This is a genomic window from Acetomicrobium sp. S15 = DSM 107314 (genome assembly GCF_016125955.1).
Lineage (GTDB): Bacteria > Synergistota > Synergistia > Synergistales > Thermosynergistaceae > Thermosynergistes > Thermosynergistes pyruvativorans.
Genome location: NZ_JADEVE010000415.1, coordinates 198,925 through 225,301, shown reverse-complemented (window position 1 = coordinate 225,301; position 26,377 = coordinate 198,925). Strand labels below are relative to the sequence as shown.

27 protein-coding genes are annotated in these 26,377 nt (G+C 51.6%); 16 read left to right on the top strand and 11 right to left on the bottom strand.

Going from position 1 to position 26,377, the window contains the following annotated elements:
- Positions 1-12 precede the first annotated feature (12 nt).
- Positions 13-534 carry a transcription repressor NadR gene (locus EZM41_RS13085; RefSeq protein WP_198471631.1) on the bottom strand — a complete coding sequence of 174 codons (522 nt, stop codon included), beginning with the start codon at positions 532-534 and terminating at the stop codon, positions 13-15.
- Between the two features lie 223 nt (positions 535-757).
- Between EZM41_RS13085 and lipB the strand changes: the two genes are divergently transcribed.
- The 5 genes from lipB (at position 758) to EZM41_RS13060 (ending at position 5,400) form a co-directional block, all read left to right on the top strand.
- Positions 758-1,483, top strand: a complete 726-nt coding sequence (gene lipB, locus EZM41_RS13080) for a lipoyl(octanoyl) transferase LipB (RefSeq protein ID WP_198471630.1) — start codon at positions 758-760, stop codon at positions 1,481-1,483.
- A complete protein-coding gene (gene lipA, locus EZM41_RS13075) occupies positions 1,434-2,318 on the top strand; it encodes a lipoyl synthase (RefSeq protein WP_198471681.1) in 885 nt (294 codons plus the stop codon). Before lipB ends, lipA begins: the two co-directional genes overlap by 50 nt.
- A gap of 87 nt (positions 2,319-2,405) precedes the next feature.
- On the top strand, positions 2,406-2,912 hold the full coding sequence (locus EZM41_RS13070) for a TRAP transporter small permease subunit (RefSeq protein ID WP_198471629.1): 507 nt from the start codon (positions 2,406-2,408) through the stop codon (positions 2,910-2,912).
- On the top strand, positions 2,909-4,249 hold the full coding sequence (locus tag EZM41_RS13065; protein WP_198471628.1) for a TRAP transporter large permease: 1,341 nt from the start codon (positions 2,909-2,911) through the stop codon (positions 4,247-4,249). The genes EZM41_RS13070 and EZM41_RS13065 overlap by 4 nt, the downstream gene beginning before the upstream one ends.
- 104 nt (positions 4,250-4,353) lie before the next feature.
- Positions 4,354-5,400: a TRAP transporter substrate-binding protein DctP gene (locus tag EZM41_RS13060; protein WP_198471627.1), complete on the top strand. Its 1,047-nt coding sequence runs from the start codon at positions 4,354-4,356 to the stop codon at positions 5,398-5,400.
- A gap of 143 nt (positions 5,401-5,543) precedes the next feature.
- Here EZM41_RS13060 and EZM41_RS13055 read toward each other — a convergent pair whose 3' ends face one another.
- The 5 genes from EZM41_RS13055 to EZM41_RS13035 form a co-directional block, all read right to left on the bottom strand.
- Entirely contained in the window at positions 5,544-6,020 is a 477-nt protein-coding gene (locus tag EZM41_RS13055) for an Hsp20/alpha crystallin family protein (RefSeq protein WP_198471626.1), read from the bottom strand.
- A gap of 75 nt (positions 6,021-6,095) precedes the next feature.
- Positions 6,096-6,845, bottom strand: a complete 750-nt coding sequence (locus EZM41_RS13050) for a sulfite exporter TauE/SafE family protein (RefSeq protein WP_198471624.1) — start codon at positions 6,843-6,845, stop codon at positions 6,096-6,098.
- Positions 6,842-7,363 (bottom strand): YbaK/EbsC family protein, encoded by a 522-nt coding sequence (locus EZM41_RS13045; protein ID WP_198471622.1) that lies wholly within the window; start codon positions 7,361-7,363, stop codon positions 6,842-6,844. Before EZM41_RS13045 ends, EZM41_RS13050 begins: the two co-directional genes overlap by 4 nt.
- Before the next feature lie 13 nt (positions 7,364-7,376).
- The gene (locus tag EZM41_RS13040) at positions 7,377-9,344 is read right to left on the bottom strand and encodes a lytic transglycosylase domain-containing protein (RefSeq protein ID WP_198471620.1); all 1,968 of its coding nucleotides are present in this window, start codon (positions 9,342-9,344) and stop codon (positions 7,377-7,379) included.
- A gap of 26 nt (positions 9,345-9,370) precedes the next feature.
- Positions 9,371-9,862: a metal-dependent transcriptional regulator gene (locus EZM41_RS13035; protein ID WP_198471618.1), complete on the bottom strand. Its 492-nt coding sequence runs from the start codon at positions 9,860-9,862 to the stop codon at positions 9,371-9,373.
- A gap of 147 nt (positions 9,863-10,009) precedes the next feature.
- Here EZM41_RS13035 and EZM41_RS13030 point away from each other — a divergent pair, with 147 nt between their 5' ends.
- The 11 genes from EZM41_RS13030 to galT all read left to right on the top strand — a co-directional run bounded on the left by EZM41_RS13030 (position 10,010) and on the right by galT (position 21,300).
- A complete protein-coding gene (locus tag EZM41_RS13030) occupies positions 10,010-10,375 on the top strand; it encodes a helix-turn-helix domain-containing protein (RefSeq protein ID WP_198471616.1) in 366 nt (121 codons plus the stop codon).
- Positions 10,359-10,760 (top strand): ImmA/IrrE family metallo-endopeptidase, encoded by a 402-nt coding sequence (locus EZM41_RS13025; RefSeq protein ID WP_198471614.1) that lies wholly within the window; start codon positions 10,359-10,361, stop codon positions 10,758-10,760. Before EZM41_RS13030 ends, EZM41_RS13025 begins: the two co-directional genes overlap by 17 nt.
- Positions 10,757-11,695, top strand: a complete 939-nt coding sequence (locus tag EZM41_RS13020) for a radical SAM protein (RefSeq protein ID WP_198471607.1) — start codon at positions 10,757-10,759, stop codon at positions 11,693-11,695. Before EZM41_RS13025 ends, EZM41_RS13020 begins: the two co-directional genes overlap by 4 nt.
- Before the next feature lie 103 nt (positions 11,696-11,798).
- Positions 11,799-12,734, top strand: a complete 936-nt coding sequence (locus EZM41_RS13015; RefSeq protein WP_198471606.1) for a DMT family transporter — start codon at positions 11,799-11,801, stop codon at positions 12,732-12,734.
- A 498-nt stretch (positions 12,735-13,232) separates the two neighbouring features.
- Entirely contained in the window at positions 13,233-13,997 is a 765-nt protein-coding gene (locus EZM41_RS13010) for a creatininase family protein (RefSeq protein ID WP_198471605.1), read from the top strand.
- 12 nt (positions 13,998-14,009) lie between these two features.
- The gene (locus EZM41_RS13005; RefSeq protein WP_198471604.1) at positions 14,010-14,222 is read left to right on the top strand and encodes a hypothetical protein; all 213 of its coding nucleotides are present in this window, start codon (positions 14,010-14,012) and stop codon (positions 14,220-14,222) included.
- Positions 14,223-14,243: 21 nt separating this feature from the next.
- A complete protein-coding gene (locus EZM41_RS13000; RefSeq protein ID WP_198471603.1) occupies positions 14,244-15,728 on the top strand; it encodes a sodium:solute symporter family protein in 1,485 nt (494 codons plus the stop codon).
- 934 nt (positions 15,729-16,662) lie between these two features.
- Entirely contained in the window at positions 16,663-18,378 is a 1,716-nt protein-coding gene (locus tag EZM41_RS12995) for a cyclase family protein (protein ID WP_198471601.1), read from the top strand.
- A gap of 226 nt (positions 18,379-18,604) precedes the next feature.
- Positions 18,605-19,246 carry an NAD(P)H-dependent oxidoreductase gene (locus EZM41_RS12990; RefSeq protein WP_198471599.1) on the top strand — a complete coding sequence of 214 codons (642 nt, stop codon included), beginning with the start codon at positions 18,605-18,607 and terminating at the stop codon, positions 19,244-19,246.
- 162 nt (positions 19,247-19,408) lie between these two features.
- A complete protein-coding gene (locus tag EZM41_RS12985) occupies positions 19,409-20,275 on the top strand; it encodes a MurR/RpiR family transcriptional regulator (protein WP_198471598.1) in 867 nt (288 codons plus the stop codon).
- 23 nt (positions 20,276-20,298) lie between these two features.
- Positions 20,299-21,300 carry a galactose-1-phosphate uridylyltransferase gene (gene galT, locus EZM41_RS12980; protein WP_198471596.1) on the top strand — a complete coding sequence of 334 codons (1,002 nt, stop codon included), beginning with the start codon at positions 20,299-20,301 and terminating at the stop codon, positions 21,298-21,300.
- Here galT and EZM41_RS12975 read toward each other — a convergent pair.
- From EZM41_RS12975 to EZM41_RS12955, 5 genes are all read right to left on the bottom strand, one after another.
- A complete protein-coding gene (locus tag EZM41_RS12975) occupies positions 21,297-21,980 on the bottom strand; it encodes a metal-dependent hydrolase (protein ID WP_198471595.1) in 684 nt (227 codons plus the stop codon). The genes galT and EZM41_RS12975 overlap by 4 nt on opposite strands.
- 37 nt (positions 21,981-22,017) lie before the next feature.
- Positions 22,018-22,887 (bottom strand): glycosyltransferase family 9 protein, encoded by an 870-nt coding sequence (locus EZM41_RS12970; protein ID WP_198471594.1) that lies wholly within the window; start codon positions 22,885-22,887, stop codon positions 22,018-22,020.
- 6 nt (positions 22,888-22,893) lie between these two features.
- The gene (aspS, locus tag EZM41_RS12965) at positions 22,894-24,717 is read right to left on the bottom strand and encodes an aspartate--tRNA ligase (RefSeq protein ID WP_198471593.1); all 1,824 of its coding nucleotides are present in this window, start codon (positions 24,715-24,717) and stop codon (positions 22,894-22,896) included.
- A gap of 4 nt (positions 24,718-24,721) precedes the next feature.
- Positions 24,722-26,002 carry a histidine--tRNA ligase gene (gene hisS, locus EZM41_RS12960; RefSeq protein ID WP_198471592.1) on the bottom strand — a complete coding sequence of 427 codons (1,281 nt, stop codon included), beginning with the start codon at positions 26,000-26,002 and terminating at the stop codon, positions 24,722-24,724.
- Between the two features lie 87 nt (positions 26,003-26,089).
- Positions 26,090-26,350, bottom strand: a complete 261-nt coding sequence (locus tag EZM41_RS12955) for a stage V sporulation protein S (protein ID WP_198471591.1) — start codon at positions 26,348-26,350, stop codon at positions 26,090-26,092.
- Positions 26,351-26,377: the final 27 nt, after the last annotated feature.

Genomic DNA, 26,377 nt, shown 5'->3' with positions numbered 1-26,377 from the left:
CTCCTCTTCGTCTCATACGGTGCTCCATGAGAGATAGCCTTTTTCTTGAAGCGCTTTCTCTATGGCAGAAAGGGTCTCCTCGTCGTCAGCCTCGACGGTGTGGAGGTGAAAGCCCTTAGAAAGCTGCAGTAACGGCTCCGTGTCAGAGCTCTCCAATATGTTGACGAACCTGGCCACTTCCTCTTTGGTGGAGACCTCTATATTGCCCCTTATCTCTCCGTAAATAGGATGATCGACAATTACGTCCAAAACACGGCCTCCAAGATTGACGATGGTGACCAATTCGTCGTAAACTTCTTCCCTTCTGTGGCGGACTGCCAAGATTCGTCTCACCTTAGAGGCCCTCTCCCTCTCGAACAAATACCCCCTCGGGGTGGATCTTATCGAAAGCCCCCTGTTGCGCAGAATGGCCATGTCCTGAACTATAGCCTGCCTGCTCACGCTGAGCTCCTCAGCCAACGCAGCACCGCTCATCGGCTCCTGGGCACTTTTAAGCATCATTTCGATGCGGTGCAGTCGCTCTTCTCTTTCCATCATGATCAGCTCCTATCTGCTATTAGCAGATAATAGCACATATGAACTCAAATGCCAACATAGCTGCCCGTTATTTTGTGTATAATCTTGCGCACATGAAATACGCTGCTTCGGACCATTGACAACCCCTTGTCTTCGCTATATGCTACGCATTACAGATTACGGAACAGGTAAGAAAGAAATGACGCGGTACTAAAGGGCGACCAAATTCAGGTGATCTGCGATGGAAGAACGACGCTGTTTTCTTGTGGAGCTGGAGGGCTTGACGAGCTATGCCGACGGGTTAGCTCTACAAGAGGCCGCCTTCGAGAGGGTAAGAAGGGGCACAGTCGATGGCATACTCATATTGCTGCAACATAGCCCCGTCTTTACCATAGGCAAGTCTGGCGGAAGGGATAACCTCCTGGCCAACCAAGAAACCTTGAGGCAGCTCGGCATAGACGTATATGACACCACAAGGGGCGGAAATATCACATATCACGGGCCTGGGCAAATCGTGGCCTACCCCATATTCAGCCTAAAGAAATGGAAGATGGATCTGCCATGGTTCGTCACATCCCTGGAGGAAGTCGTAATCCAGACCTTAAGGGAATACGGCATCAGGGCTGGAAGAAAACCCAAATACAGGGGCGTCTGGGTGGGCGATAAAAAGATCGCAGCCATGGGTATAGCCGTCAAAAGATGGATAACTATGCACGGTTTCGCCTTCAACATAAACGTAAACAAAGAGCACTTTGCCCTCATAAACCCTTGCGGCATTACGGAGTTCGGCATCGTGTCCCTCGAAGATTTGGCAGGATCCGTAGACTTCGGCGAAGTTATGGGCATAGTGAAGGAGAAATTTGCCAAAGTCTTCGAGGCCAATTTCCGAGAGGTCTCGAGAGGATGGCTGGAGAGTGATGATATCCTTGCCAAAACCGGAGTGGCTGAAGAAGCGCATTCCAAATAAAAGATCTATCGAGGAGATGGAGGTTCTCCTCAGAGGCCTAAGTTTACACACCGTATGCGAGGGAGCCAATTGTCCCAATGCGGGAGAGTGTTTTGCCTCAAGGACGGCCACATTTATGATATTAGGCGATACGTGCACCAGGAACTGCCGTTTTTGCGCCGTCAAAAAGGGCGAACCCCTTTCCTTAGATCCGAACGAACCCGAACACGTGGCCGAAGCCGCGCAAAAGCTTGCCCTAAAACATATAGTGATCACTTCCGTCACGAGAGATGATCTTCCAGATGGTGGTGCAGGTCATTTTGCCTCATTAGTAAGGTGCCTAAGAAAGGCTTGTCCTAATTCCACAGTAGAGCTTCTCATACCAGATCTACAGGGCAATTGGGAAGCCCTCGAAATCATAGTAAACGAGCGTCCCGACGTCCTAAACCATAATGTCGAGACGGTCCCTTCCCTTTATCCGCTCGTCCGCCCTCAGGCAAAATACGAGCGATCTATCGAACTCTTGCGCCGCGTGAAGGAAATCGACAGTTCCATAATCACAAAATCTGGGTTGATGGTAGGCCTCGGAGAAGAGACTGAAGAGGTGATCTCCGTGATGGGTGACTTGGTAGACGCGGGGTGCGACATGCTCACCATAGGCCAATACCTGCAGCCTTCGCCTGCCCATCTGCCTATAGCGGAATACGTAACTCCGGAGCAGTTTGAACGATATAAAAGGATTGCTTTGGAGAAGGGCTTTTCCTTTGTGGCATCGGGACCCTTCGTGCGCAGTTCCTATCACGCCCATGAAGGGATAACACAGTTGCGATTCAGGACGAGCGAGGAGGTGAAATAAAGCATAGGGGAGGGTTAATCATATAGCGCTACCGAGATGGACGGTCATCGAAACAACTCAAAGTGCGCGAAAGGAAAGTGATATGCCGTGAAGAAAGTGCTCAAGGTCATCGATTCCATCAACGAGTGGGTAGGAGTGCAAACAAGGTGGCTTTCCGTAGCCTTGATGTTAATCGGCGTTACCGGCGTTGTAAGAAGATACGCCCTTCATCAATCCACGGTGTGGGAATACGAACTCATAATAATGACAGGAGCGGCCATGTATGCCCTCTCCTGGGGCTATATCTTGCTTCACCAGGCGCACACGCGAGTGGACGTATTTTACAGTCGCCTTTCTCCCAGGGGGAAAGCCAAGCTTGATGCCATATGCGCGATCTTCTTGTTCTTTCCGCTGATCGGCTTGCTCCTCAAAGCTTCATATTCGTGGATGCTATTTTCCTTCTCTATAAACGAAAAGTCCTCCGCCACTTATGTCTACCCTCCGCTATACCCGCTCAGAACGATAGTTTTCCTGGGGTTTTTGTTCTTTTTCCTCCAAGGAGTAGCTACCTTCATTCGCGACCTCTACTTTGCAGTAAAGGGTGAACCGCTATGACGCTTACGCCTGAAATCACCACAGCCCTCATGTTGGGCGGCGTATTTGTAGCAGTCCTTACAGGCTTTCCCTTCGCCTTAGGGATCGGCACGATGGGGCTTTTCATCGGCTCGTTGGTCTTCGGCGTTCCGAGCACATTGGAACTATACTACGGTCGCATATTTGCCCAGCTCACAAACTACACGATGTTGGCCGTGCCACTTTTTGCCTTCATGGGCAATATGTTGGAACGTTCAGGGATCACAGAGGGGCTTTTTGACGCCCTCTACGTCTGGCTCGGCAAATTACGAGGGGGCCTCGCCGTAGCTACGATATTAATCGGCACGATCCTCGCAGCCTGCGTGGGCGTCATAGCCGCTTCTGTCACCACGTTGGCCCTTCTTGCCCTCGCCCCAATGGTTACTCGAGGCTACGACAAAGCCTTGGCTACCGGTGCGGTTTGCGCGGGTGGAACGCTCGGCATTTTAATTCCACCGAGCATAATGCTCGTCGTGTACGGCCCTGCCGCGGGTGTTTCCGTAGGAAAGCTCTTCTTTGGAGCTTTCACACCGGGGTTTTTGCTCTCTGCTCTATATTGTGTATACATCATAATATATTGTCTTATCAACAAGAAGGCTGGCCCTCCGGTGCCTGAAGAAGAGGTCAAGGGCATACCGCTTTCAAGGAAGTTCTCCATGCTTTTCGTTTCGCTACTTCCTCCACTGATATTGATCTTGGCTGTCTTGGGAAGCATCTTCTTCGGCATAGCTGCCCCCACGGAAGCTGCCGCCGTAGGCGCTTTTGCCGCTACTGTCTTGGCAATTATTTACCACAAGTTCAGCTGGGATATACTAAAAGGAGTAGCCGTAGACACCATACGTTTGAGCGGCATGGTTTACCTCATAATAGCCATGGCCACCGCTTTCGTAGGGGTCTTTTTGAGGGCCGGTTGCGGCGATGTGGTGGGAAACATCATTCTGGGAGCCCCGGGCGGAAGATGGGGAGCATTCCTCATCATAATGGTGGTAGCCTTCTTCTTGGGGATGTTTATAGACTGGATAGGGATTGTCCTGCTTTTGGTCCCCATAGTGACCCCGATAGCCGCAAAACTCGGATTTGACCCTATATGGTTCGCCATGATGATATGCGTCAACCTGCAGATGTCATTCCTCACACCGCCATTCGCCTACGCCATATTCTTCGTGAAGGGCTCAGCCCCACCTGAGTTGGGAATACAAACTACTGACGTAATCCGTGGTGTAATACCGTTTGTCATACTGATAATGGTCAGCTTGGTGCTATGCGCAATCTTCCCGCAGATAATTCTGTGGTTGCCAAGCAGGATGGCCGGCGGTTAAGGTTTTAAGCATGACAATAATAAAGGAGGGGGGTGCTATTGACACGATAAAGTAGGACGCAATTTTAATAGCTTGAGAAGCTCAACAAAAGGAGGTAGGCGAAGGTGAAGAGAAAGTCATGGTTTTTAGCATTAGTTGTGTGTTTGATGTTTGTGGCGTTAATTGCCAGTGAGGCTGCAGCACAGCAAAAGGCGATTACGCTCACGGGGCAGTCGAGGATGCCGGCGGGAAACGTGTTCTACGAGTCATTGTTGAGAGCTTGCAAAAGAGCTGAGGCGGCAAGCGGCGGAAGATTGGTAATGAAAGTTAACCCTGAGGGTGCAATCTACCCTGCTACAAAAGAGCTCGATGGCGTGCACAGAGGGGTTTTAGACTTTGCGGACACTTGCTACATGTACTACAAAGATAGATGGCGTGCTGCTGGAATTTTAACCGCTAAGCCGGGCGGAATGTCTCCTATGGAAACCATGGCCTGGATGTTTGAGGGCGGCGGCCAAGGTTTTGTCGATGAGATGACGAAGGACTATAACGTGAAATTTATAAATGGCGCAGGTCAAATGGCCCCGCCAGAGATCTTCCTTACGACAAACAAGCCCCTTGAAAAGCCCGAGGATTTTAAGGGCTTAAGAATTCGCTCAGCCGGCGATGGCGCTGCCATCATGGACAGGATGGGCGCTGCGTGCTCGCTCATGCCGGTGGGCGAGGTCTTTGAGGCCATGCACCGCGGCGTAATCGACGCCTACGAAGTCGCAAGCCCCGCAGTCAACTGGACGATGGGCTTGCAAGAAGCCGGCAAATACATATATCTTTCTCCTGTGCGCCACCCTTACGAGTGGAACCCCTTCTTCTTCAACAAAAAGAAATGGGAGGAGCTTCCTGACGACTTAAAGAACGTTATCGAAGCGGCGTGGAGAGAAGAGGCATTCACATATTACGCCAAGGCCATTCAGGCAGACCTGAAGGCGCTGGATAACTTCCGTAACGCCGGCGTGGAAATCCTCCCACTCCCCAAAGCCATTGAAGAAGCATTTTTGAAGGAAGCCGATGCTTACTACGCCGAGGAGTCCAAGAAGGATCCCTTCCTCGCCAAGGTGCTTGAGTCTTACGACAACTTCAAAGAGACGTTCAGAGCAGTCTGGCCGCGACCTTAATTAAGGTTTACAAAAAAGAGCGGTAAGCGATTAGCAACTCAAGCTAAGTGGGGTGGGAATAATTCCCACCCCACTTACATCTTGCGTTTTTTTAAGTCTTGCATTTCACATATTACGTCTCACATCTCACGCCTTACGCTTTGCTACTCTATCTTGACCTTTTTGCCTCCCTCTTCAACCTCTGTCTTCTCGGGCATTCTAACTGTCAAGACACCATTTTTGAAGGTAGCCTTGGCGCTATCAGGGTCAACCAAAACTGGGAGCGAAATGACGCGTGCGATCTTTCCGAAGTAGCGCTCCGAGCAGTAATAGTCCTTGGACTCGACCTTTTTCTCCTGGATGCGCTCGGCTTTGATCGTCATGCGGTCTTCGTAAACCTTCAACTCCACGTTTTGCGGATCAATCCCTGGCAATTCCATCTCCGCCACTAAATAACCATCGTCACGATACAGGTCGACATTCACTGCGGGAGCCCCCTCGGGAGAGCGAACAGTCATGTGTCTCGTAAATTCATCTATCATCGTAGAGATGTCCTGCTGAAGCCTGTCCAGCTTCATAAGCATGCCTCTCCCCTCCTCTGTAAGTTTGCGACCGGGTTCAAAGAGCCAATGCTTCCCCATTCTTTTTCACCTCCCGTGATCGTCTCAATTGACAGAACCAAAAACTGTGCAATCGAAAGCATTATATTACCGTACTTATCTTAGCACATTTACCAGCATTTGAACGGCACTTGCCGTTACGACAATGGACAATATCCAACGGAGCCACCGGTTTCCCTTCAAAATGGCAAAACGGGCACCCATTGCGCCACCGACGAAGTTTCCGATAGCCAAGAGTGTGCCGAGGTAAAAGTCCACTAAGCCATGATATAGAAAAATAGCGAGGCTCAAGGTAGTGAATAGGGCCACAATCACTACTTTTAGCGCGTTAGCGTGAAGCAAATCCTTGCCGGCAGCTCCCACTATCGCCCACAACAAGAAAAAGCCGACCCCTGCCTGCACAAACCCTCCGTATATACCTATGATGAACATGAAAACTGCGATGATCCATTTAGAGACGGGCACTTCTCGTTCTCGCTCCCACATATCAGGTTTTACCAATAAAAGAACGGCCATTGCAGTTATTAAAATGGCCACTGCGACGCTCAGGTATCGCTCATCGAGATTTACGGCGCCGAACGTGCCAACCAAAGCACCGGCCATAGCCGGCAAGCCAAAAAAGGCGCTATCTTCAACTGTCACCAGCGACTTTTTATGAAATTGATGCGCCGCTACCACATTTTGAAAGAGGACACCTACGCGATTGGTAGCGTTTGCTACGGATACGTCTAAACCCATAAACACCAAGAGAGGTATGGAAAGCAAGCTTCCGCCCCCAGCCAACACATTTAAAAATCCAGAGCAAAATCCAACGCCGATGACAAGCCCGGCAGAAAGTATCGTCATTTGTCCTCCTCCAATTCCACATCGTCTTTGCAGATATTGGCCCATCGCCCTCCAGTGAGCCTCGCCAGTTCTTCCGGTGAAACGGGGAAGAAGGCGTGATCGCTTCCCGCAGCGGCCCAAACTACGTCATACTTCAGTACATTTTCATCGAGCAAGGCCTCCAACTTATCCGGGTAACACACGGGCGGCACGCCGCCGATTTTATAACCGGCATAGTTATAGACGAAGTCCGGCGGAGCCATGCGGACGCGCCTGACGCCCAACAACTTCTTCACCTTCTGAGAGCTCAAACGACTCGAGCCGGAAAGCAAGGCGAGCATTGGAGAGCCGTCGACCAAAAGCAACAGGCTCTTTAAGATGCTCCCCTCTTCTACGCCGATGGCGTCTGCTGCATCTTTAACAGTAAAAATAGTCTTATCGGTGACCGTGATCTTCCCGCCGTAGCCATGCTCCTCAAGATAGAGCCGCACGCGCTCCACTGCCTCTAAGTCGTTTGCGGATGCGCCTCCTTCGGCCATCTCGTCATCCTCCTTAACCGCCATACAAAGACTTATAAATGGCATAATTGGCCATGACCTTTTTCACATAGTCATTGGTCTCCCCATAAGGGATATCTTCGATCCACTCGTCGACCGGAGAACGCTCTTTCAGCCAGCGACTAACCGAACCCATCCCGGCATTATATGCTGCCACTGCATATTCTGTCACCCCAAAGCGCTCGATGAGCCTCGATAGGTGCGCGGTCCCAAGAAGTATATTAATCTTTGGGTCGTAAAAATCGGTAGCCGATATCTTTAAACGGCTCGCCTCGTCTTCAGCCGTAGGCGGCATGAGTTGCATTAGGCCCTGTGCCCCAACCCAGCTGGTGGCACTCGGGTCGAAGGCGCTTTCCTGGCGCATGATAGCCCACACGAGCAGCGGATCCACGCCGAAGCGCTTCGCCTCCGCGAGGACGATATCCGCGAAAGGGCGCGGGTAGAGGAGTTCCATGAGAGGTTTGGAGAGAGCGGAAGCGCCGTCGAGGAAGGAAGAAAGCGGAGTAGCGAACCTGTAGGCCTCTTCCTGTCTGCCGAGCCATGCGGAAAGCTGCGCAGCTCTCAGAGTTGAAGGAAGATCTCCGCGCGACACAAGCCTTCTCTGTGCCCAATGAACGAAACCCCAACTTTCCAGTTCGTCCGGCTCACCCTTGAGTTCATCGGGCAATCCGTCGGAAAAGGCCAGATCCCGATGCTCCAGAGGAATGAGCGCATAGAAACTAAAAGGGTGATTTTTCACCAACTCTTGTCGTAAAGACACGGCCCTTTGATCGTTGCCCAGGCGCTCTTCGGAGCGCGAAAGCCAATATAGAAAGGCAGCCTGCCTGGTGTTGTTACCGCCAATGGCAATGCCCCGTTCGAAATAGGCCTTGGCAGCTTTGTAATCCTTCTCTTTCCATTTTGTCCATCCGAGCTGCCACAGGATTTCAGCAGCGTATTTCTTTCCATCGCTTCTGGCCGACAATCGATCCAAAAAACCTTCTACTTTATCCGTTTCGCCCAGTTTCAAGTGGAGGGAGGCTAAAAACGAGATGGCCGCCGCACCCGCTTCTTCGTCCATATCGGCCAAGCGATGAAGCGCCGTACTCGCCTCAGCGTTACCTCCAAGTGCAGCTATACCTATACGGTTTACAGAGGAAAGTTTGTATCCGCCCGCCGTCGAGGCTAAACTTTCCCACAGCTTCACCGCGCCGCTCACTTCACCAAGGTGATAAAGGGCATAAGCCCTGTAATAACGGGCTTTTCTCTCCTTGCCGGGTGCGGATTCTCCGGCCTCAAGTAGCGATATAGCCTCGCTCCTGCGGCCCTGAAGATAAGCGGCGTATCCGAGGGCAAAAGACACGGTAGGATCATAGGGCTTTGGCAAACTCTTGAGGATGGAGAGCGCCTTGCCGTGAAGAGGGGCAATCTCGAGCATCTCGAGGGCATATACATAAGATGGGTTAGCAAGAGAAAGCAACCCCTCGAGCGCCTGCTTTCTCTGTCCATCGTCAGAGGCTTCTTGTCTCATCGCGAGGAGCCATTCCGCTTTTTCCTCTTCGGATATGGCCATGCGGGCTAAGGCGTAGGCTACGTAAAAGCGCAACTCCTTCGGACCTTTTTCCCACAAATAATAAGCCAGCGCCCTCGCCTGATCTTTGCGCCCCATCCTTTCTCTCCCGAGCACGATGAAGAAATCGGCGTAAGGGCCAATACTCTCGGGGAAAAGGGGTCTATTTTTCCCCAAGAGTTCGAGCGCGGCTTCAAATTTTCCTTGTATCCACCAGGCGTTGGCGATCAAAGCTGCCTCTTTGGGAGAGAGGCCATGCGTTCCCCTTGCCTCAAAGACGGCGTCCAAGGCGGCCCATTTCCTCTCCCAAAATAGCCCTTCCACTTCCGACGAAGTCGCAGGCAAAGCCCATAAGCCGAGTATGATCACCTGGCATATGAGCACCAATACCCATTTTGCAGTCTTTTTACTCATGTTATGTCTAAGCCTTGTCCGTATAATTAAAGTGGACTGCAGAGATCACAACTGTCGCATTTCTCCTCTTTTTCGGCAGGAAGTTCGCCATCTTGCGCGAAGCTGTCATAGTGCTCGAGCCAGCGTGGTCTGCCGTGGTGACAGGCTTTCAAAAACCTGACAAAAGCCACAAAACGATCCAGACAAGCGGGCGTTATATAATGCTCCACAGCACAGGCATTGAGCTCGGCCTCGTCCTCGGGAAGCCCCAAGATATCTCTGAAGAAGTCGCGAACCAACCTTTCTCTTTCCAGAAGCCTCTGCGCCTCTTCGGCTCCCTCTTTTGAAAGCTCAAGGTAACCGTATGGTTCCTGAGATACCAAGCCCTGCTCCTTGAGCCCGTTGAGTATTCCGACGACGGTGGGGGCACTGACGCCCATGGCGTGCGCCAGGTCTTTTACGCGCACGACTCTCTGTTCTCTTTGGAGCTTATATATGGCTTTGAGGTAATCCTCTCTCCGCACTGTAAGTGCAAACATCTTTAGCACCACCTATAATTTTTAGCCTCATGTATAGTATGCAGCCTTTCGTCGCTCCCTGTCAAGCGCGCGAGAACTAATTGTTGACAAAACAAGACAGATGCGTATTATTTGTATCGATAAATTCCCTAAAAGGAGAGGTCAGGCGTGAAGCTCGGCCTTAGATTGAAAACGCTAAGAAAGGCAATCGGCTTGACGCAGCAAGAACTCGCCGATAAAGTAGGGGTCAGCCGCGTATATATCCAAACGCTGGAGGCCAATCGCCGCCTCCCGTCCATGAAGTTGCTCGAACGCCTGGCTGAGGCCTTAGGCGTCGATGTATCGGAACTCATTCAATCTCAACCTGCGAAGGGATCCAACCGCATGGATCTGGAAGAGCTGTTGGAGCGCGAAGACATCGAGGTGTGGTATCGGAGCAGGCGTCTCTCTCCCAGAGAGATACAGCTGGTCCAACGCTTAATCGAGGCTGCCACAGAAGATTGGGAGGCCGGAAACGATGAGCGCGAGGATTGAGATTCCATCCCCTCCCGAATTCATTCCGTCCTGGGCCTGGAACGAAGCTCGCCAATGGCAGAACTTGAGCGATTTCGACATCCTAATTAAAGCAGAATCTATCTGTTCCTGCTCGATAGAGCTCCTATATAAGCCCCTAACGCCTGACCTGTGGGGCTTCAATCTGAAGAGAGGCGACAAGGCGCGAATCATCATAAACACCCTCCTCTCCCTGCGTTGGAGGCGATTTGCCCTCTTTCACGAGATATACCACCTCATTCACCACCCTAAAGGTGAGAGATTTTGGTCGAGGACAGCTACTCCGCTCTCCAGTTTCGAATATGAGGCAGACATGTTCGCCTGGGCAGCGATGTGGCAAGAATTCGAGGAGGCCGCGCATCAGTGACGCCTCTCCCTTTCTTTTTGCCCATGGCCTCGTGCCCTCACCGTTGCATCTACTGTGACCAAACCTCCATAACGGGCAAAAGCACTGTGCCTTCGCCAGACGACGTCGCTAAACGGCTGGCGATGGAGAAGGAACCGCTCGAGGTGTGCTTCTTCGGGGGAAGCTTTACGTGTCTGCCGAAGGAGAGACGCGAGGCTTATATAGGGGCTTTTTTGAAAGCGCCTCAAGGAAGCAGGCTGCGCTTTTCAACCCATCCGCTCTGCGTAAACGGGGCAATCTTGAGGGAGTTCGCGGGGCTTTCTCTCGCGAGTATCGAGGTGGGGATTTCGAGCCTTGACGACGCTGTACTTTCGACCTGTCGAAGGGGATATAGCGGGCAAGAGGCGATCGAAGCCATAAAAGAAATATTGGATTTCTCCTACCCTGTCGGAGTTCAACTCATGATAGGCCTCCCGGGGCAAAGCGAAGAAAGCAGCATGGAAGACATAGACAGGCTCGCTCAAGTTAAAGGACCTAGGGATATGGAGCTCAGGATATATCCGTGCCTGGTCATAGATGGGACACCGCTTGCGGAGATGGTCCGCTCGAAAGTCTACGTCCCGCTTTCTTTGGAAGAGTGCGTGCGCAGGTCGGGCAAATTGCTTCAGCGCGCCCGCAGCCTGGGCTTTACGATTCTCCGCGTTGGACTTTTGGAGACAACTTCCTTGGCTAAATTGGTCGTAGGAGGACCGTACCACCCGGCGCTCGGCGAACTGGCGAGAGCCGAGGCGTTAGCGCTCGAACTAACGCGGCTCTCCTCCAGTGGCCCCTGGGTGCTCTCTTCCGCCTCAACTTCTCTGCTGTTGGGACATGGGGGGTTTGGGCTGCGCCGCCTCGCCCAGGTGGCGGGCATGGATACGGATACGGCAAGAAGCCTCATATTGTGGTGGCAGTAAAAGCTTAATATAAACTCCAGCACGATGAATAATCTTGCTAAGATGTTATAATGTTAATTGTATTCGTCCTTATAGTGCGCAAAACAAAATTGAGGTGAATTTCATGCCAGAGATCAGTCGTCGAAAAATAATTATTGCAGATATCACTTTAGCCTTAGTTGCTTTTATGTGGGGCATAGGATTTGTCGCTATGAAAGACGCCTTAGGTACTTTCTCTCCATACTGGTTATTAACCATACGTTTTTCTGGATCATTTCTACTAATGCTCGTTATCTTCAAGAATCGTCTCAAAAAACTTACAGCGCTTGACGTAAAAGCAGGAATGCTCGCAGGAATATTCTTATTTTTAGGATTCGCCTTTCAGACTGTAGGATTAAACTACACAACGGCGAGCAAACAGGCTTTTATAACAGGAACGTACGTGGTAATCGTTCCATTTCTTGCCTGGGCTGTTAAAAAAGCCTTCCCCGGTTATTTGTCTTTTGTAGCTTCTTTTTTGTGCTTTATCGGCCTGGCCCTACTTACCTTGGAATGGAGCAAAAACCCTTTCGCAACCGCAAATAAAGGTGATTTGCTTACCTTGCTTTGCGCCTTTTTCTTTGCCTGCGACATTATTCTCGTCGAATATTTCGTGCAACGGATGGACCCATTGGTTTTCGCTACTCTCAAAGTAGGCGTTGCGGCTGCTTTGAGTCTCATATGCGCACTTTCCTTTGAAAATTGGCCCTCGTTTATACCACCGAGAACTTGGTTGAGCATAGCTTATGTAACTCTTTTTTGCACTGTATTTGCTTATTCCGCACAAAACATGGCCCAAAAATTTACCCCTTCCACCCATGCTTCCATCTTGCTGAGCCTTGAATCCGTATTTGGGGCCTTATCCGGCATAATATTACTGAATGAGCGCTTTACGCCTCAAATGATTTTGGGTAGCGTTTTAATCTTTATTGCCATTTTGCTCACAGAGTTAGGGCCCAAAACTTTAAAACGGGTTTCCGCTACAAAAGAGCACGTGAAAAGCCTTCCGAGAGGTCTCTAAATTTTTCAGTTATTCCCCGGCTTTATCGTGTAAACTTTTTGTAGGATTTTCAGGGGCCACCTCAAAACACTTGGTCGTGATGCCTTTTTAAGCCACTTTGAGCTCATTCATGCATGAAAGCCGCCATAACAAATGCCTTTAAGACAGTCATACATGGGCGTTACCTTCCCCAGCCTCAGTATGGTGAGGTAGCCTGGACGCTCATCCACGAAAGAGAAAGCGCTCCTGGCTTCTGAAGTCGCCCCGTCCTCGATTGACTCATAATCCTTATGGTTACACTTATCGCCATTGCAATGTATATGTTCTTGTGTCACCTTGACACCGCTACTTTATCGTTTGCTCTTTCTCGCCTTTTGCGGTATCTTTCCTTAAGCAGAGAAGCTGTTTTGCTCGCTTTCCCTCCAGGTAAACGTGAGACAGGATGCGGCAAGTAGCTGGAGGGGAGCGCGATCGCCACATACACTTTAACAATACAATACCCTTCAAGGAGGAAGAGGAATGACGACGAAACTGCAAGAAATGACGTGGGAAGACGTTAAGGAATATCTCTCGCACGACGAACGAATCATGATTCCCGTCGGTAGCACCGAACAACATGGCGCATTTGCGCCCTTAGGGACCGATACCATCGTCGCTTTATCCTTAGCTGAGGACGCGGCAAGCAAGACCGGCGTTTTGGTAACTCCTCCGCTGTGGTTCGGATGGAGTCCGCACCACATGGTTTTGCCTGGCACCATTACGATTAGGCCGGCGGTATTATCGGAGCTCTTGTTCGATGTGATTCGGTCATTGCACGCTCATGGCTTTCGTAAATTCGTCGTGATAAACGGGCATAGGATAGTAAACATTCCTTGGATGCAGATAGCAGCCTCTCAAGCGCAAGAAGAGCTCAAGGTGAAAGTGGCAATTTTCGATCCCGCCTACATGAGCAAGGAAGTTGCGAAAAATCTCGGCTTCGGCAAAGTCGGCCACGCCGAAGAAATCGAGATATCGCACATGCTTTACAAAAAACCTGAACTTATAAAAAAAGACAAAATTGCTCACGACCACGTCCCGCCGGAAAAAAATCTATATTACATAGACCCTGCCGATGCGCGCGACACGTTGTGCTATGTTCCAAGCACCTTAGAAGATCAAAAAAGGTTGGTCGAAGCTACTGGTGATGCCATCTCTGGAAGACCTTCTCAGGCTTCCGCAGAAAAAGGGAAACTCTATCATGAACATTTAGTAAATAGATTGGTAATGGTATTAAAAGAATTTTAAGGGGGTAATCGAATGAGCAAGGGAGAAAAGTTTTTAATATTGGCCATGATAGCAGCTATATTGCTTTCTAACCCGCCGATATTAATTTGGGTCAACGCCATTTGCAAAGCTAAGCCCTTGATCTTCGGGTGGCCAACTTTATGGGTATATCTCACTGCCGTATGGACAGCCGTGATCGTCGTATTTGTTTACGCAGTATCAAAAGAGAAGCCATTGCAGCTATAAACCGCAAAGAAGGTGATCGATATGGAAAGGTGGATAATTGGCACGGCAATACTTTTTCTTTGGGTCGTTGTAATGATAGCGGTTACTTGGCTAAGCACAAAATACAGGCGCCTCTCTGTGACTGACTACGCAACAACGGGCGGCGCTCTCGGGCTTTTGACACTGTTTTTGACATACAGCGCTACCTATCACAGTTCTTACGCCTTTATGGGTACAACCGGGGCTATATATACCCATGGAATCGGCTGGTGGAACAACATACACTGGACGGTAATGCCCGGCATTTTTCTTTGGATACTTGGCAAAAGGGTTTGGGCGCTGGGCAGAAAGCGCGGGTATCTTTCTATCGGGCAGTTCACCGCCGGAGTATACGAAAGCGGAGGCGCAAGCGCTAAGATATTGGGTCTTTTGGTCGCCGTAATTTCTATAGTATTCGTCATTCCCTACACTGCCATGCAGGCTTTAGGAATATCTTATCTGTTTCAAATTGTAAGCGATGGGCGCATAGGCTTTACCCAAGGGCTCATAATATTTATCTTTTTAATGGTCTTTATCACTTGGCTCGGGGGCATGCGCGGCGTAGCCTGGACCGACACTGTCCAAGGCATTTTCATGCTCGTTGCAATGTGGTTAGGCGGGTATATGGTGGTTTCTTCTGCCTTCGGCAGCATACTCAACACGTTCGCAGAAGGAGTAAAAATTGCGCCAGACGCATTCTCGCTCCCTGGTTTAAAGGGGGCATACACTTACCGCTTTTGGGTGTCCCAGTGGGCTACCATCACGATAGGAATGATAGCGATGCCACACATATTCATTCGCTATTTCGCCGGAAAATCCTTACATGTGCTCAAGTGGTCAGCGGTCTTTTCCTCTCTCTATCTTACGTTCCTCTATATTTTTGTGCCTGCGGTGGGGATAGTCGCTAAATTAGTTTATCCAAGCACTACAAATCCGGATATGCTTTTCCCCGAGCTGCTGCTGCGATATACACCTTTCGCATTGGCGGCTTTCGCTATAGCCGGTGCAATGGCAGCAGCCTTATCTACGGCAGATTCACAACTTCACGCAGCCAGCAGCGTTTTCACTGTTGACGTTTACAAGCCTTATTTCAAACGCGACGCAGACGAGCGGCATCTATACCACGTAGATCGCGCCTTTGTATTGATATTTGGCGTCATTTGCGCCTGGATAGCCTTTCAAAAGCCAGGCTTATTCTTGAACATACTGCAGATGACCAATAGCGGGACCGCCGCAATGGCCCCGGTGATTTTCTTGCCGCTATTTTGGGAGAAGTCCAACGCCAAAGCCGCCTTAATCGCTGTGATAGTGGGCGAGCTTATCGTGCTATTTACCACTTTTATACTGCCAAACCCGCTCGGAATACTATCGGGGTTATGGGGATTACTCGGGTCAACGGCACTCTTCGTCGGTCTTTCGTTAATATTTAAAGGTGAAGCCTCGGTCAAGGCGACAGTTAAAGAACTAAAGGCGTTGTTTGTCGAATAAAGCCCGGCGAACCTGGTCGATTCGAACCGACGCCGCACAGCGTGGGAGACTCGAAGCTTACAGAGGTTTTATGGCGAACGCCGCTATGGCAGGCCTCGCATACTGAGAGTGCGCATAATGATGCCCTCAATACACTGGGTCTGCCGAGACTTTAAATAGGTAGCTCAGCCTCGCGTTCAACGCGTACTTTGAGCGCGAGGCTGAGTCTTCGCCAGTCAAACTTTTGATGAACACACGGCTCGATTTTATTTATTATGTAGATTCGCATGCACGCTACCGGAATTGATTCGTAGAGAAAGGGAGGGAACTCGAGCAATCTCAAGCAAACGAAAGATAATAGCCAATTTCCCGTCCAAAACGCCGGCAAAAGCCTGAATTGCCACATAAACTTGACTTGACACTCTGAGCCACATGTGCCTCAATTCCTTGCAGTTTAGATGAAGAGCTAAAATACAACCACGGCTTTATCGTTACGCAACGTCCTAAGAAAATAATAGCTTTGATAACAGTCTTCAGGGTATGACTGCAAGTAGAAGATTTATAACCTCGTTTCATTACGGTTTTGGCCAAGGCATCTTGAAAGGGTTAACTTTAACAAAGGCTCTTGCGCAGCCACTCTCAGAAACTGGATAAAAGTCGCTTAAAAAAGGGGGGATATCCTTCACGAAGGCAATAGCCGAGGTCACGGAGGTGGTTGATGACCAGCAAGCAATTTTTTGCGAAAAAGCTTTTTAGGCAGCCTAATTTTTTAAGTTCTATCTTCCCTTTCAGCAGAGCTCAACCGATAAGTTCATTAATCCTCAGAAAAACGACAATACATAGAATGTCTTTGTGTCAGCACTGAAGCATGTTGTTTACGTAACTTTATGCTTCAACTACTATGAGTTGTTTGTGTGCTAATTTTATGGAAAACCTCAAAAGGGGGTGTAGGGTAATGTCCAAAAGGCGCAGATATATAGTGGTCCTGGTAGCTATTATGAGCTTAATTGTGGGTATAGCTACGCTTGCAGATGCAGAATATAAGGCTGTTAATAAAGGTGACGCTTTAGACTTGAGTGTGCTACTCTCGCAACAACATCCATGCTGGTGGCCTGGTCATGCTGAGTATGTACGATACGATTATCGAGTAATCGGTCCAGGAGCTTTCAGGACACATGTGACGATAATAGACGAACATACGGGCACGCACTTTGACGCGGCGCCTCATTTTGTACCGCCACCAGCCAGTGGATTGCCCCATGCTACAGCGTATGGCGTAGTCACAGGTGAAAAGATTCCGATTTGGCAGTTTGTCGGTGAGGCATGTGTAATAGATGTAACCAGCATATTGGACAATGCTTCTCCCGGGTATAGTCCTGAAATCACCCCAGACATGGTGGAAAAGTGGGAGAAAGAGCATCGCCCTCTCGGTGAAGGCGACGTAGTGATATTTTATTCTGGGTATAGCGATAAGTATTACAAACCGCTGCCTGAGGGCAGAAGGTTGGTCGCTGACCCCTTAGCGGGCAAAGCTCCTGGGTGGCCCTCCCCCTCCATTGAATGCATTAAATACCTTCTTTCAAAGGGCGTAAAGCACGTGGCAACGGACGGTGCATCCATGGGCCACAGCGACTCGCGGGCAGCGGCTGTCCATTGGGAAGGCCTTGGAGGAGGCATGATATTTACCGAACTATTGAGCGGAGTGGGAAGTGTCCCCAATGGTTCCTTCTTTGCCTTTCTTCCAGTAAAAACGGAGGGCTCAAGCGGTGGTCCGGGCAGAGCTGTAGCTATCGTGGACAAGGAGCTATCAGCATCGCTCAATGACTCTGCCAAAAAAGCCAAGATAGCGGATCTTTCGGTCACGCTTGCCCCAGACCTCCCTTGCTGGTGGCCAGGTGCAGGAGTCGGCGATTACTCATACATTTATATGGTGGCGCCGTTCAATGATTGGACAGGCTTCCGTGGTCCATATTTGACCAGAGCACACATATTTGACGCTCACACTGGTACGCACTTCGATTCACCTACACATTTTCTGCCTGACCCAGGCTTTGATGACAACGCTTATAATGATTTTGTGAAAGGCGTGTTGGCTGATTACAACGCCAAGTATGGGCCTCGTCCTACGAGCTCGGTTTATGCAGCAGATGTGCCCGTAGAGGAAATGATGGGACCAGCCAGGATTATAGATGTCACCGACTTGATAGGGACGACAAAACCCTCAGAGTGGCCCAAGAGCCCCGCAATAACGGTAGATCAAATCAAAAGACACGAGGAGTTATATGGCCCAATAGAAAAGGGAGAGGTCGTGCTCTTTAAGACCGGGCATGATGATCGATATTATCTACCCTTCCCCTATGGTGACAAATGCGCAGCCGATCCTTTGAACGGGAAGTCGGAGGGATGGCCTGCTCCTACCGCTGAAGCGATGATCTACTTAGCCGAGAAAGGCGTTAAGTGCGTTGGCATAGATGCTCCAAGTATGGGCGCTGTAACCAGCAAAGAAGCGATACAAACACACTGGGCCGGGCTAAGCAGAGGGATAAACTATGTAGAGTTTTTGACGAATCTCGGTGACCTACCGCCTAAGGGTGCCTTCTTCATCTTTGGACCATTGAAAGAGGAAGGAGGAAAGGGAGCTAACGGCAGAGCTATAGCTATTTTACCATAACACTGTTATAAAAGTGTAGGTGGTGGTTATATATGCCACCACCTACAGAAATTATCAGTTAAAATTTCTTGGATGTCTATAATTAGATGCTTGTTGTCTGACAAGTGCTTTTTATCTCTCTACCTCCTTGACGACATTGCAATCGATGTCGCCCATGATTGCTCTTGCGCCAAAAATGGGAAGGTTTTATATTCTTTGGGTAATCAAACAAGGAGGTGCCGTATAAGTGAAAGTCATCGCGATTAACGGAAGTCCGAGGAAAAAGTGGAACACTGCTACCTTGCTTGAACATGCCCTTAAAGGAGCCGCCTCATCGGGTGCTGAAACGAAAATGGTCCACCTTTACGACCTCAACTACAAAGGCTGCATAAGCTGTTTTGCATGCAAACTAAAAGGGGGCGAAAGTTTTGGAAGGTGCGCTGTAAAAGACGACCTTGCTCCTGTTTTAAACGAAATAAATGAGGCGAATGCTCTTATCTTGGGATCTCCTGTCTATTTTGGCGATGTTACGGGAGAGATGAGGTCTTTCCTGGAACGGCTCTTTTTTTCTAAACCGATATATGAACCAGATATATTAAGCGCGCTGCCTAAAAAAGTTCGCACTGCCTGGATTTACACTATGAACCTGACGGAAGAGCTCGCAAAAGAGATGGGCTATGAGAGGATGTTTAAAAATAACGAGGCTCTCCTTGAGAGATTTTTCGGCCCGTGCGAATCGCTAATGTGTTATGATACACTGCAATTTGACGACTATTCCAAATATGCCGCAAGAAAATTTGACGAAAAAGCAAAAAGGAAGCGCCACGAGGAAGTATTCCCAAAAGACTGCGAGAGGGCCTTCGAGTTGGGTGTAAGGCTTGCAAAATAAGCCACATACATGGCCGCAGGCGATGCTAATACCAATTGCCTATGTGAAGACCGTAGAAAGAGCGGTAAATTTCCGATAGATTCCTCGAAATAGTTGACAGGTTATAGTGCTATATGTAAACTTGCCGTAAGGCAACGGTTTACAAAATAGGCGGAGGTGACCATGGACAGCTCTCAGCTCCAGACCTTGTTTCAGGAAAAGATGGAAACGATGCCCAACAAGGCGCGGCGCGTAGTGGAGTACCTGCTCTCTCATATGAGGGAGGCGGCCTTCCAGTCGATAGCCGAGGTCGCTCAGGAGCTCCAGGTCTCGAAGGCGCAGCTGGTGCGCGTAGCCAGGATGCTCGGCTTCAAGGGATATACGGAGCTCAAGCTGGCACTGCAGGAGGCAATACTGGAACAGGTAAACCCCGCTGCAATGCTGGCCAAGGTGATCGAAAGCAAAGAGACCCTCCCCGAAAAGATCCTGCAAATAGAGCACGCCAACCTGGACGACACGTGGCGACTCCTCACTGAAGAAAAAATCTCCCGATTCATAGAACTCGTCCCCAAAGCGACTACGATATACTGCCTCGGCTGGGGCATATCTTCCCTCGTAGCCGAGTCGCTCCACATGCGGTTACGGGTGATGGGGCTGAACGGCACTCTCATGAAGCGCGGCTCTTTGAGCCTCACGGAACAAACCCGCGCTATAAGAAAAGATGACATGTTGATCGTCTGCGAGCTGCCCAGCTATGTGGCAGAGGTAACGGAAGTGACGGAACGGTCTGCCGTTCAAGGCGCCGTCGTGGTAACCATCACGGACAGCCCAGCGGCGCCGGTCTGCCGTCATGCTTCACTCTCGTTTTTCGTGACCGCGGCGAGCCCCACCTTCGGGAGCAGTATATTGAGCCCGCTCTTTTTGGTGCACGTCTTGACATCGGTGCTGGCCACCAATTTGGGCGATAGCGCGCGCAAGGCGCTGGAGGAACAAGCCCAATATCTGCACGACCGGCGCATATTCCACCCGGTCTTCGGCCTCAAATATTGATATCGATCAAAGGGGTGTAATCTGTGTCGGATAAAAGTACCTTGCGACGTAATATAACTACCGGAAGGTGGGTCATATACGCCCCATCTCGAGGACATCGCCCTCGTGATTTTGCAAAGGAAGACAGAGAGAGGCGCGCCCTTCCCTCGCACGATCAAAATTGCCCTTTTTGTCCTGGCAACGAAAAAGCCCTGCTCGGCATCCTTTATCAAATGCCCTCCGACGATCCTCCGGGCTGGAAAACCAGGGTGGTGCCCAACAAATTCCCGGCCCTCACCGTCGACGGAAACCCCGAGAGGAAAAGCGACGGGATATACCTTTACATGGAAGGACACGGGGAGCATGAGGTGATAATAGAAAGCCCTCGTCACGATATAGATATAGCTGCCATGTCACCGCAAGAAGCGCTCGCAGTGGTAAAAACCTATTCCAGCCGCTACAGGCACCTCAGGAGCTTTCATAAAAATATGATGATCATCCTCTTTCGGAACCACGGTCCCACCGCCGGCACCTCGCTGATCCATCCACATTCGCAGATAATCGTGACCAGCTTCGTCCCGCAACACGTCCGCCTGCGGGAGGTCATCGCCCAACGATATTACGACACATGGGGCAGGTGCTTGTATTGCGACATCGCAAAGCAAGAAACAAGCGACGGGCGTCGCCTCGTAGCCGAGAATGACCACTTTCTCACTTTTGTGCCCTTCTCGGCAGAAGTGCCGTTCGAAACGTGGATAATGCCCAAGGCGCACCAGGCAGACTTCGGGGATATATCGGAGGAAGAAGAGGAGAGCCTTTCGGCGGCGCTTCAGAATGCCCTCCGTTCGCTTAGAGAAAAGCTCGGCGACCCGGATTACAACTTCGTCATCAACAGCTCTCCGCAATACCGCGGGGGCGAGCCTCATCTTCACTGGCACCTCACGATAATGCCGCGCCTCACCACCCCCGCGGGTTTTGAGATCGGCTCCGGGGTCGCTATAAACCCATCGCTGCCCGAGGTCGATGCCGCTTTTTTGCGCTCCTAAAACTCCAATCTTTCACCCGGCTGAAGTATAACGACCTTACACACTCCGGACACGAGGCGCTTGAACTCTTCAGGATCCGCATCTATCGCGGGAAAGGTCCCATAGTGTATCGGGATTGCTGTCTTTGGCTTTATCATCTTGACGGCCTTGGCAGCATCCTCCACGTCCATGACGAAGTTTCCCCCTATGGGCAGGAGCGCCACATCGATACCCTCATCGGCCAAAAGCTGCATCTCCACTGTCAGCCCCGTATCGCCAGCATGGTAGAGCTTCTTCCCCTCCACCTCGATCAAAAAGCCACAGGGCGTCCCGCCGTAGAGCATCTTTTCGCCCTCTTCTATGCCAGAACCATGCCACGCCGGCGTGAGTTTGACCCTGCCGAAGGGGAAGCGCGCTCTCCCTCCCACGTGCATAGGGTTACATTTAACCCCCTTGCCAACCAGGTAATGGCAGAGCTCGAAGTTCGTCACCACCGTGGCGTCGCATTTCTTCGCTATGTCTATGGTATCGCCCAGGTGATCGCCGTGGCCGTGGGTCACGAAGATGTAGTTCACGGCAGCGAATTCCCCCTTGCCGGCCGAGGCCTTGGGATTGCCCGAAAGGAACGGGTCGATCAGGGCATTGATACCTTCGGCTTTCATATGAAATGCCGAATGGCCCAAATAGGTAACACTAACCATGCTCACAACCTCCTTCCTTTTTGAAAAACATATCGCTTCATGAGGCATCTCCGTTTAAATAATAGCGCTTCTTGATAAGGCTGCGCAAGGCTCGACAAACGCGAGCCGGCTCGTGGCACATCCCTCTCGGGTCGTCGAGCCATATACCAAGACCATATTTTGGGACCTCCTGCTTAAAGGTAGGGGCAAAAAGGCCGACTGCTGGCACACCCATGCCTATGGCCAAATGCAGGCCCAAGCTGTCTGAAGACACTACGGCATCGAGCTCCCTGATCCACTCTCTGTACCCTTCGATGCTTCCCTGTGGTTGCCAGGAGATTTCAAACCCGAAAACTTCGAGCTCCTCCTCCAGCTCTTTCCAACGCGATAGAGGCCATGCCTTTTCCGGCCACCGCTTGCCCACTCTGAAGTTAAACCCCACAAGAGGCTTCTTCCGCGTGCGCTCAAGGCGACGATAACTCCAATACCTTTCACCCCGCCACTTGAGACCGCAAAGCGCGAAGAGCCAAAACGGATGAGGCCTGCGATTCATCCTCCTGAGCGCAGGGTCTTTGAGCATCTCTTCGAGCGCGCCGACGCACGGGCGAGTCTTCCAACAGCTGTCGCTATCGAGGAAAAATCCCTTCGCCGGCACACGAGATGCCCTGACGGCCCATCGCCCAACCCTCTCGAGGTTTATAACAGCGTCAGCGTCTGGCCACAGGGCATCGGCGCTCAGGATCGTAAGATGCGGATGGTGGGGCCAGAGGCTCTTCAACGCCTCCGGCCCCACCCAAAAGATGCGATGACGCTTCAAAAGTCTGGACAGTATAACGCCTGAGCGAAAAGCCTCGCCCAGGGAGATCGCTTCTTTAGGCGAATCGACGAGGAGTTCAGTCTCCCCTGTCTTTATCACCAGGATGCGCATCTCGCCTCAAGAAGCCGCCTCACTTTCGGCACCCTCCTCGGGCCCTGCTTCAACCTTTATCCCGAGCTCATCGAGTTGCCCGGGATCCACAGGCGAAGGCGCTCCCGTGAGGAGGCACTGGGCCTTCTGCGTCTTCGGGAAGGCGATAACCTCTCTGATGGACGAGTTTTTAGAGAGGAGCATGGTCAGGCGATCCAATCCCAGCGCTATGCCTCCGTGGGGCGGTGCACCGCTGGCGAGCGCATCCAACAGGAAGCCGAAGCGCTCTTTGGCCTCCTCCGGCGAAAGCGAAAGCGCCGCAAAGACCTTTTCTTGAGTGGCGGGATCGTGGATGCGGATAGAGCCGCCCCCTACCTCTATGCCATTCAGCACGATATCGTAAGCCCGCGATCGGGCGAGTTGCGGTTTCGACTCCAAGAGCGGAATGTCCTCGGCTTTGGGCGCCGTGAACGGATGGTGCACGGACGTCCAGCGGCCCTCCTCTTCGCTCCATTCGAAGAGGGGAAAATCCACCACCCACAGGAAAGCCCATCTGGATTCGTCGACGTGGCCGTAAGCCTCAGCGAGTTTGAGGCGCAATTCACCCAAGATCTTGCTCGCTGCAGCTTCATCGGAGGCCAAAACGAAGAGCGCGTCCCCGTCGCGCAAACCCGCATCACTTATCAGCGCCGCCCGGGTTTCCTCGTCGATCTGTTTAGTCAACGGCCCCTTAAAGGCGCCGTCCTTGAATTGGAAGTGAGCGAGGCCTCCCGCTCCGAGGCCCTTGGCCCACGTCTCCCACTCCGTCAATTCCCTGCGGGAAAGAGAAGCACCTCCCGGCAGGAGCAACCCGCGCACAACCCCTCCACGGCTCAAAACGTCTTTAAAGGCGCCGATGCCGCCCTTCGAGAATATTTCCCCCAAGTCGACGATCTCAAAGGGTATGCGCAAATCTGGCTTATCGCTGCCGAAACGCCTCATCGCCTCGGCGTAAGTTATCCTCGGGAAAGGCACCTCGAGCTTAATGCCCAAAATCGCCCAAAAGAGGCCGGCCAAATATTCCTCTATAAGGCCCAAAACGTCATCCTCTGTGATGAAGCTCATCTCCAGATCCAGCTGTGTGAACTCCGGTTGCCTATCTGCCCTGAGATCCTCGTCGCGGAAGCATTTGACTATTTGGACGTAGCGGTCGAATCCGGCCACCATGAGGATCTGTTTGAATATCTGAGGCGACTGCGGCAAGGCGTAGAAGTGACCCTTATTGACGCGGCTGGGCACGAGATAGTCCCTGGCCCCTTCCGGAGTCGATTTGGTCAAAAACGGCGTCTCCACCTCTATAAAGCCGTGTGCGGAAAAGAAGTTCCTGGTGAAGAGCAAGGCGTTGTGTCTCATCCGCAGATTGCGCTGCATCCTGTCCCGTCTCAAATCCAAATAACGGAAGCGAAGCCTCAGGTTTTCGTCGACCTTATCGACTTCGTTCATATCGAAAGGAGGCAACGCGGCGGGAGAGAGGAGCGAAAAGTCTCTCGCCTCCACCTCCCACATCCCTGTGGCGAGCTTGGGGTTTTCTGTGCCCGGAGGGCGCCTGCGCACCTTGCCTCTGATGGCGAGCACGTACTCGGCGCGCAATCCCTTCGTCCTCTCGAAAACCTCCGGGCTGGCTTCTGGATCGAAGATCACTTGAACGAGGCCCGTATGGTCCCACATCTCGAGGAATACAAGACCTCCGAGGTCTCTCCTCCTCCGCACCCAACCGTTTATCACCACTTCTTTATCGCAATGAGCCTCGCATATACTGCCGCAATAAACCGTGCGCTTCCACTGCCGGTCGAATTGATATTGAAATGCCATGTCCTTAGCCTCCAGCTTGCTCTTTCAAGACGGCCTTTATCCTCTCTGCCGCTTTCTCCAAAGGAAATTCTTGCTGCTTTCCACTGCTTAAATCTTTGACAGCTACCGCGCCGCGAGAGAGCTCCTCGCTCCCTAATATACAGGCAAAACGCGCGCCGCTCGAAGAGGCAGCCTTGAGCTGGCTCCGCATACCCTTGCCCGCGTAATCCATATCGCACCGCAACCCGTTGCGGCGAAGTTCGTGGAGGAAGGAGACCGCTTTAGGGCGCGCCGAAGCTTCTGCCGTTACGACGAAGGCGTCGATGGACGGCCTCTCGCCAAAAGAAGCCCCCTCCTCTTCCATCGAGAGGATTACGCGCTCTATGCCGGCGGCAAACCCGACGCCCGGCGTAAAAGATCCGCCTATTGCCTCAGCGAGGTGATCGTACCGACCGCCGCCGCAGACGGCGTTCTGAGCTCCCAATTTGCCCGACGTCACCTCGAAGGCCGTCTTCGTGTAGTAGTCGAGGCCCCGGACCAGCCTCTTGTTCAACCTATACGAAGCCCCTATGGCCTCAAGTCCGTTGAGGAACTGGTCGAAGTGGGAACGACACTCCTCGCACAGGTGCTCCACTACATCGGGAGCTCCTTGTGTGATCTCTATGCACCCTTCCTCTTTGCAGTCGAGTATTCGAAGCGGGTTCCTATCGAACCTGGCCCGACAACTGTCGCAAAGCTCGTCCAAGTGCGGCGCAAGGTAGGCCTTCAGCTCCTCCCTGTAGGTCGGCCGACAGCGCGGACAACCTACGGAGTTGACCATCACCTCGAGATTTGAAAGACCGAGCCTGCGGAAGAGCTCGAGGGACAGCGCCACGATCTCCACATCCACCATCGGATCCTGGACACCGATCGCCTCGAAATCGAGCTGCCAGAACTGGCGATATCGCCCCTTTTGGGGCCGCTCGTATCTAAACATCGGGCCTGAGCACCAAAGCTTGGCCGGCTGTTTTTCGCGCTGCATGCCGTGCTCGAGGTAGCAGCGCACCATAGAAGCCGTTGCCTCTGGGCGAAGCGTCAAGCTTCGCCCAGAGCGATCGGTGAACGTATACATCTCTTTCTCGACGACGTCAGTTGTATCCCCTATACCCCTGGCGAATAGGGCAGTATCTTCAAAAATAGGAAGATGAACCTCGCGGTAGCCAAAGAGGTCTGCCACTTCAGATGCCACCTCGAGGACGTAAGCCCATTTCCACGACTCGTCAGGGAGGATATCACGAACGCCTCTCGGTGCCTTTATGGCGACCATCCATGAATCCCCCTCAAGCAACACAAAACCTCGCGATCGAAAAAGCGCGGCCGTCAAACCGCGCCCTACTTTTCAGACCGTCAGGGACTAACGCGATTCAAGCTGAAACTTAATCGCCGTGCGCTCCTCGCCATCGATCTCGATTTTGGCAAAGGCAGGGACACAGACGAGGTCTATGCCATTCGGCGCTACGTAGCCCCTTGCGATTGCAATCGCCTTGACCGCCTGATTCACTGCTCCCGCCCCAACCGCCTGGACCTCAACGGCCCCCTTTTCACGAAGGACAGCGGCAATAGCTCCAGCGACCGACTTAGGATGTGAAGTTGCTGAGACCTTAAGTACCTCCATGCATTTCGCCCTCCTTTTGACTGTTAG

Bases quoted from the DNA above. Each gene is read 5' to 3' on its own strand.
- EZM41_RS13010 (WP_198471605.1), top strand. From the start codon at position 13,233: ATGACGACGAAACTGCAAGAAATGACGTGGGAAGACGTTAAGGAATAT.
- EZM41_RS13035 (WP_198471618.1), bottom strand. From the start codon at position 9,862: ATGTTTGCACTTACAGTGCGGAGAGAGGATTACCTCAAAGCCATATAT.
- EZM41_RS13025 (WP_198471614.1), top strand. From the start codon at position 10,359: ATGAGCGCGAGGATTGAGATTCCATCCCCTCCCGAATTCATTCCGTCC.
- EZM41_RS13015 (WP_198471606.1), top strand. From the start codon at position 11,799: ATGCCAGAGATCAGTCGTCGAAAAATAATTATTGCAGATATCACTTTA.
- EZM41_RS12985 (WP_198471598.1), top strand. From the start codon at position 19,409: ATGGACAGCTCTCAGCTCCAGACCTTGTTTCAGGAAAAGATGGAAACG.
- EZM41_RS12970 (WP_198471594.1), bottom strand. From the start codon at position 22,887: ATGCGCATCCTGGTGATAAAGACAGGGGAGACTGAACTCCTCGTCGAT.
- aspS (WP_198471593.1), bottom strand. From the start codon at position 24,717: ATGGCATTTCAATATCAATTCGACCGGCAGTGGAAGCGCACGGTTTAT.
- EZM41_RS12975 (WP_198471595.1), bottom strand. From the start codon at position 21,980: ATGGTTAGTGTTACCTATTTGGGCCATTCGGCATTTCATATGAAAGCC.
- EZM41_RS13065 (WP_198471628.1), top strand. From the start codon at position 2,909: ATGACGCTTACGCCTGAAATCACCACAGCCCTCATGTTGGGCGGCGTA.
- EZM41_RS13050 (WP_198471624.1), bottom strand. From the start codon at position 6,845: ATGACGATACTTTCTGCCGGGCTTGTCATCGGCGTTGGATTTTGCTCT.
- EZM41_RS13005 (WP_198471604.1), top strand. From the start codon at position 14,010: ATGAGCAAGGGAGAAAAGTTTTTAATATTGGCCATGATAGCAGCTATA.
- EZM41_RS13085 (WP_198471631.1), bottom strand. From the start codon at position 534: ATGGAAAGAGAAGAGCGACTGCACCGCATCGAAATGATGCTTAAAAGT.
- EZM41_RS13000 (WP_198471603.1), top strand. From the start codon at position 14,244: ATGGAAAGGTGGATAATTGGCACGGCAATACTTTTTCTTTGGGTCGTT.
- EZM41_RS13045 (WP_198471622.1), bottom strand. From the start codon at position 7,363: ATGGCCGAAGGAGGCGCATCCGCAAACGACTTAGAGGCAGTGGAGCGC.
- EZM41_RS12955 (WP_198471591.1), bottom strand. From the start codon at position 26,350: ATGGAGGTACTTAAGGTCTCAGCAACTTCACATCCTAAGTCGGTCGCT.
- EZM41_RS12995 (WP_198471601.1), top strand. From the start codon at position 16,663: ATGTCCAAAAGGCGCAGATATATAGTGGTCCTGGTAGCTATTATGAGC.
- lipB (WP_198471630.1), top strand. From the start codon at position 758: ATGGAAGAACGACGCTGTTTTCTTGTGGAGCTGGAGGGCTTGACGAGC.
- EZM41_RS13040 (WP_198471620.1), bottom strand. From the start codon at position 9,344: ATGAGTAAAAAGACTGCAAAATGGGTATTGGTGCTCATATGCCAGGTG.
- hisS (WP_198471592.1), bottom strand. From the start codon at position 26,002: ATGGTCGCCATAAAGGCACCGAGAGGCGTTCGTGATATCCTCCCTGAC.
- EZM41_RS13055 (WP_198471626.1), bottom strand. From the start codon at position 6,020: ATGGGGAAGCATTGGCTCTTTGAACCCGGTCGCAAACTTACAGAGGAG.
- lipA (WP_198471681.1), top strand. From the start codon at position 1,434: ATGATATCCTTGCCAAAACCGGAGTGGCTGAAGAAGCGCATTCCAAAT.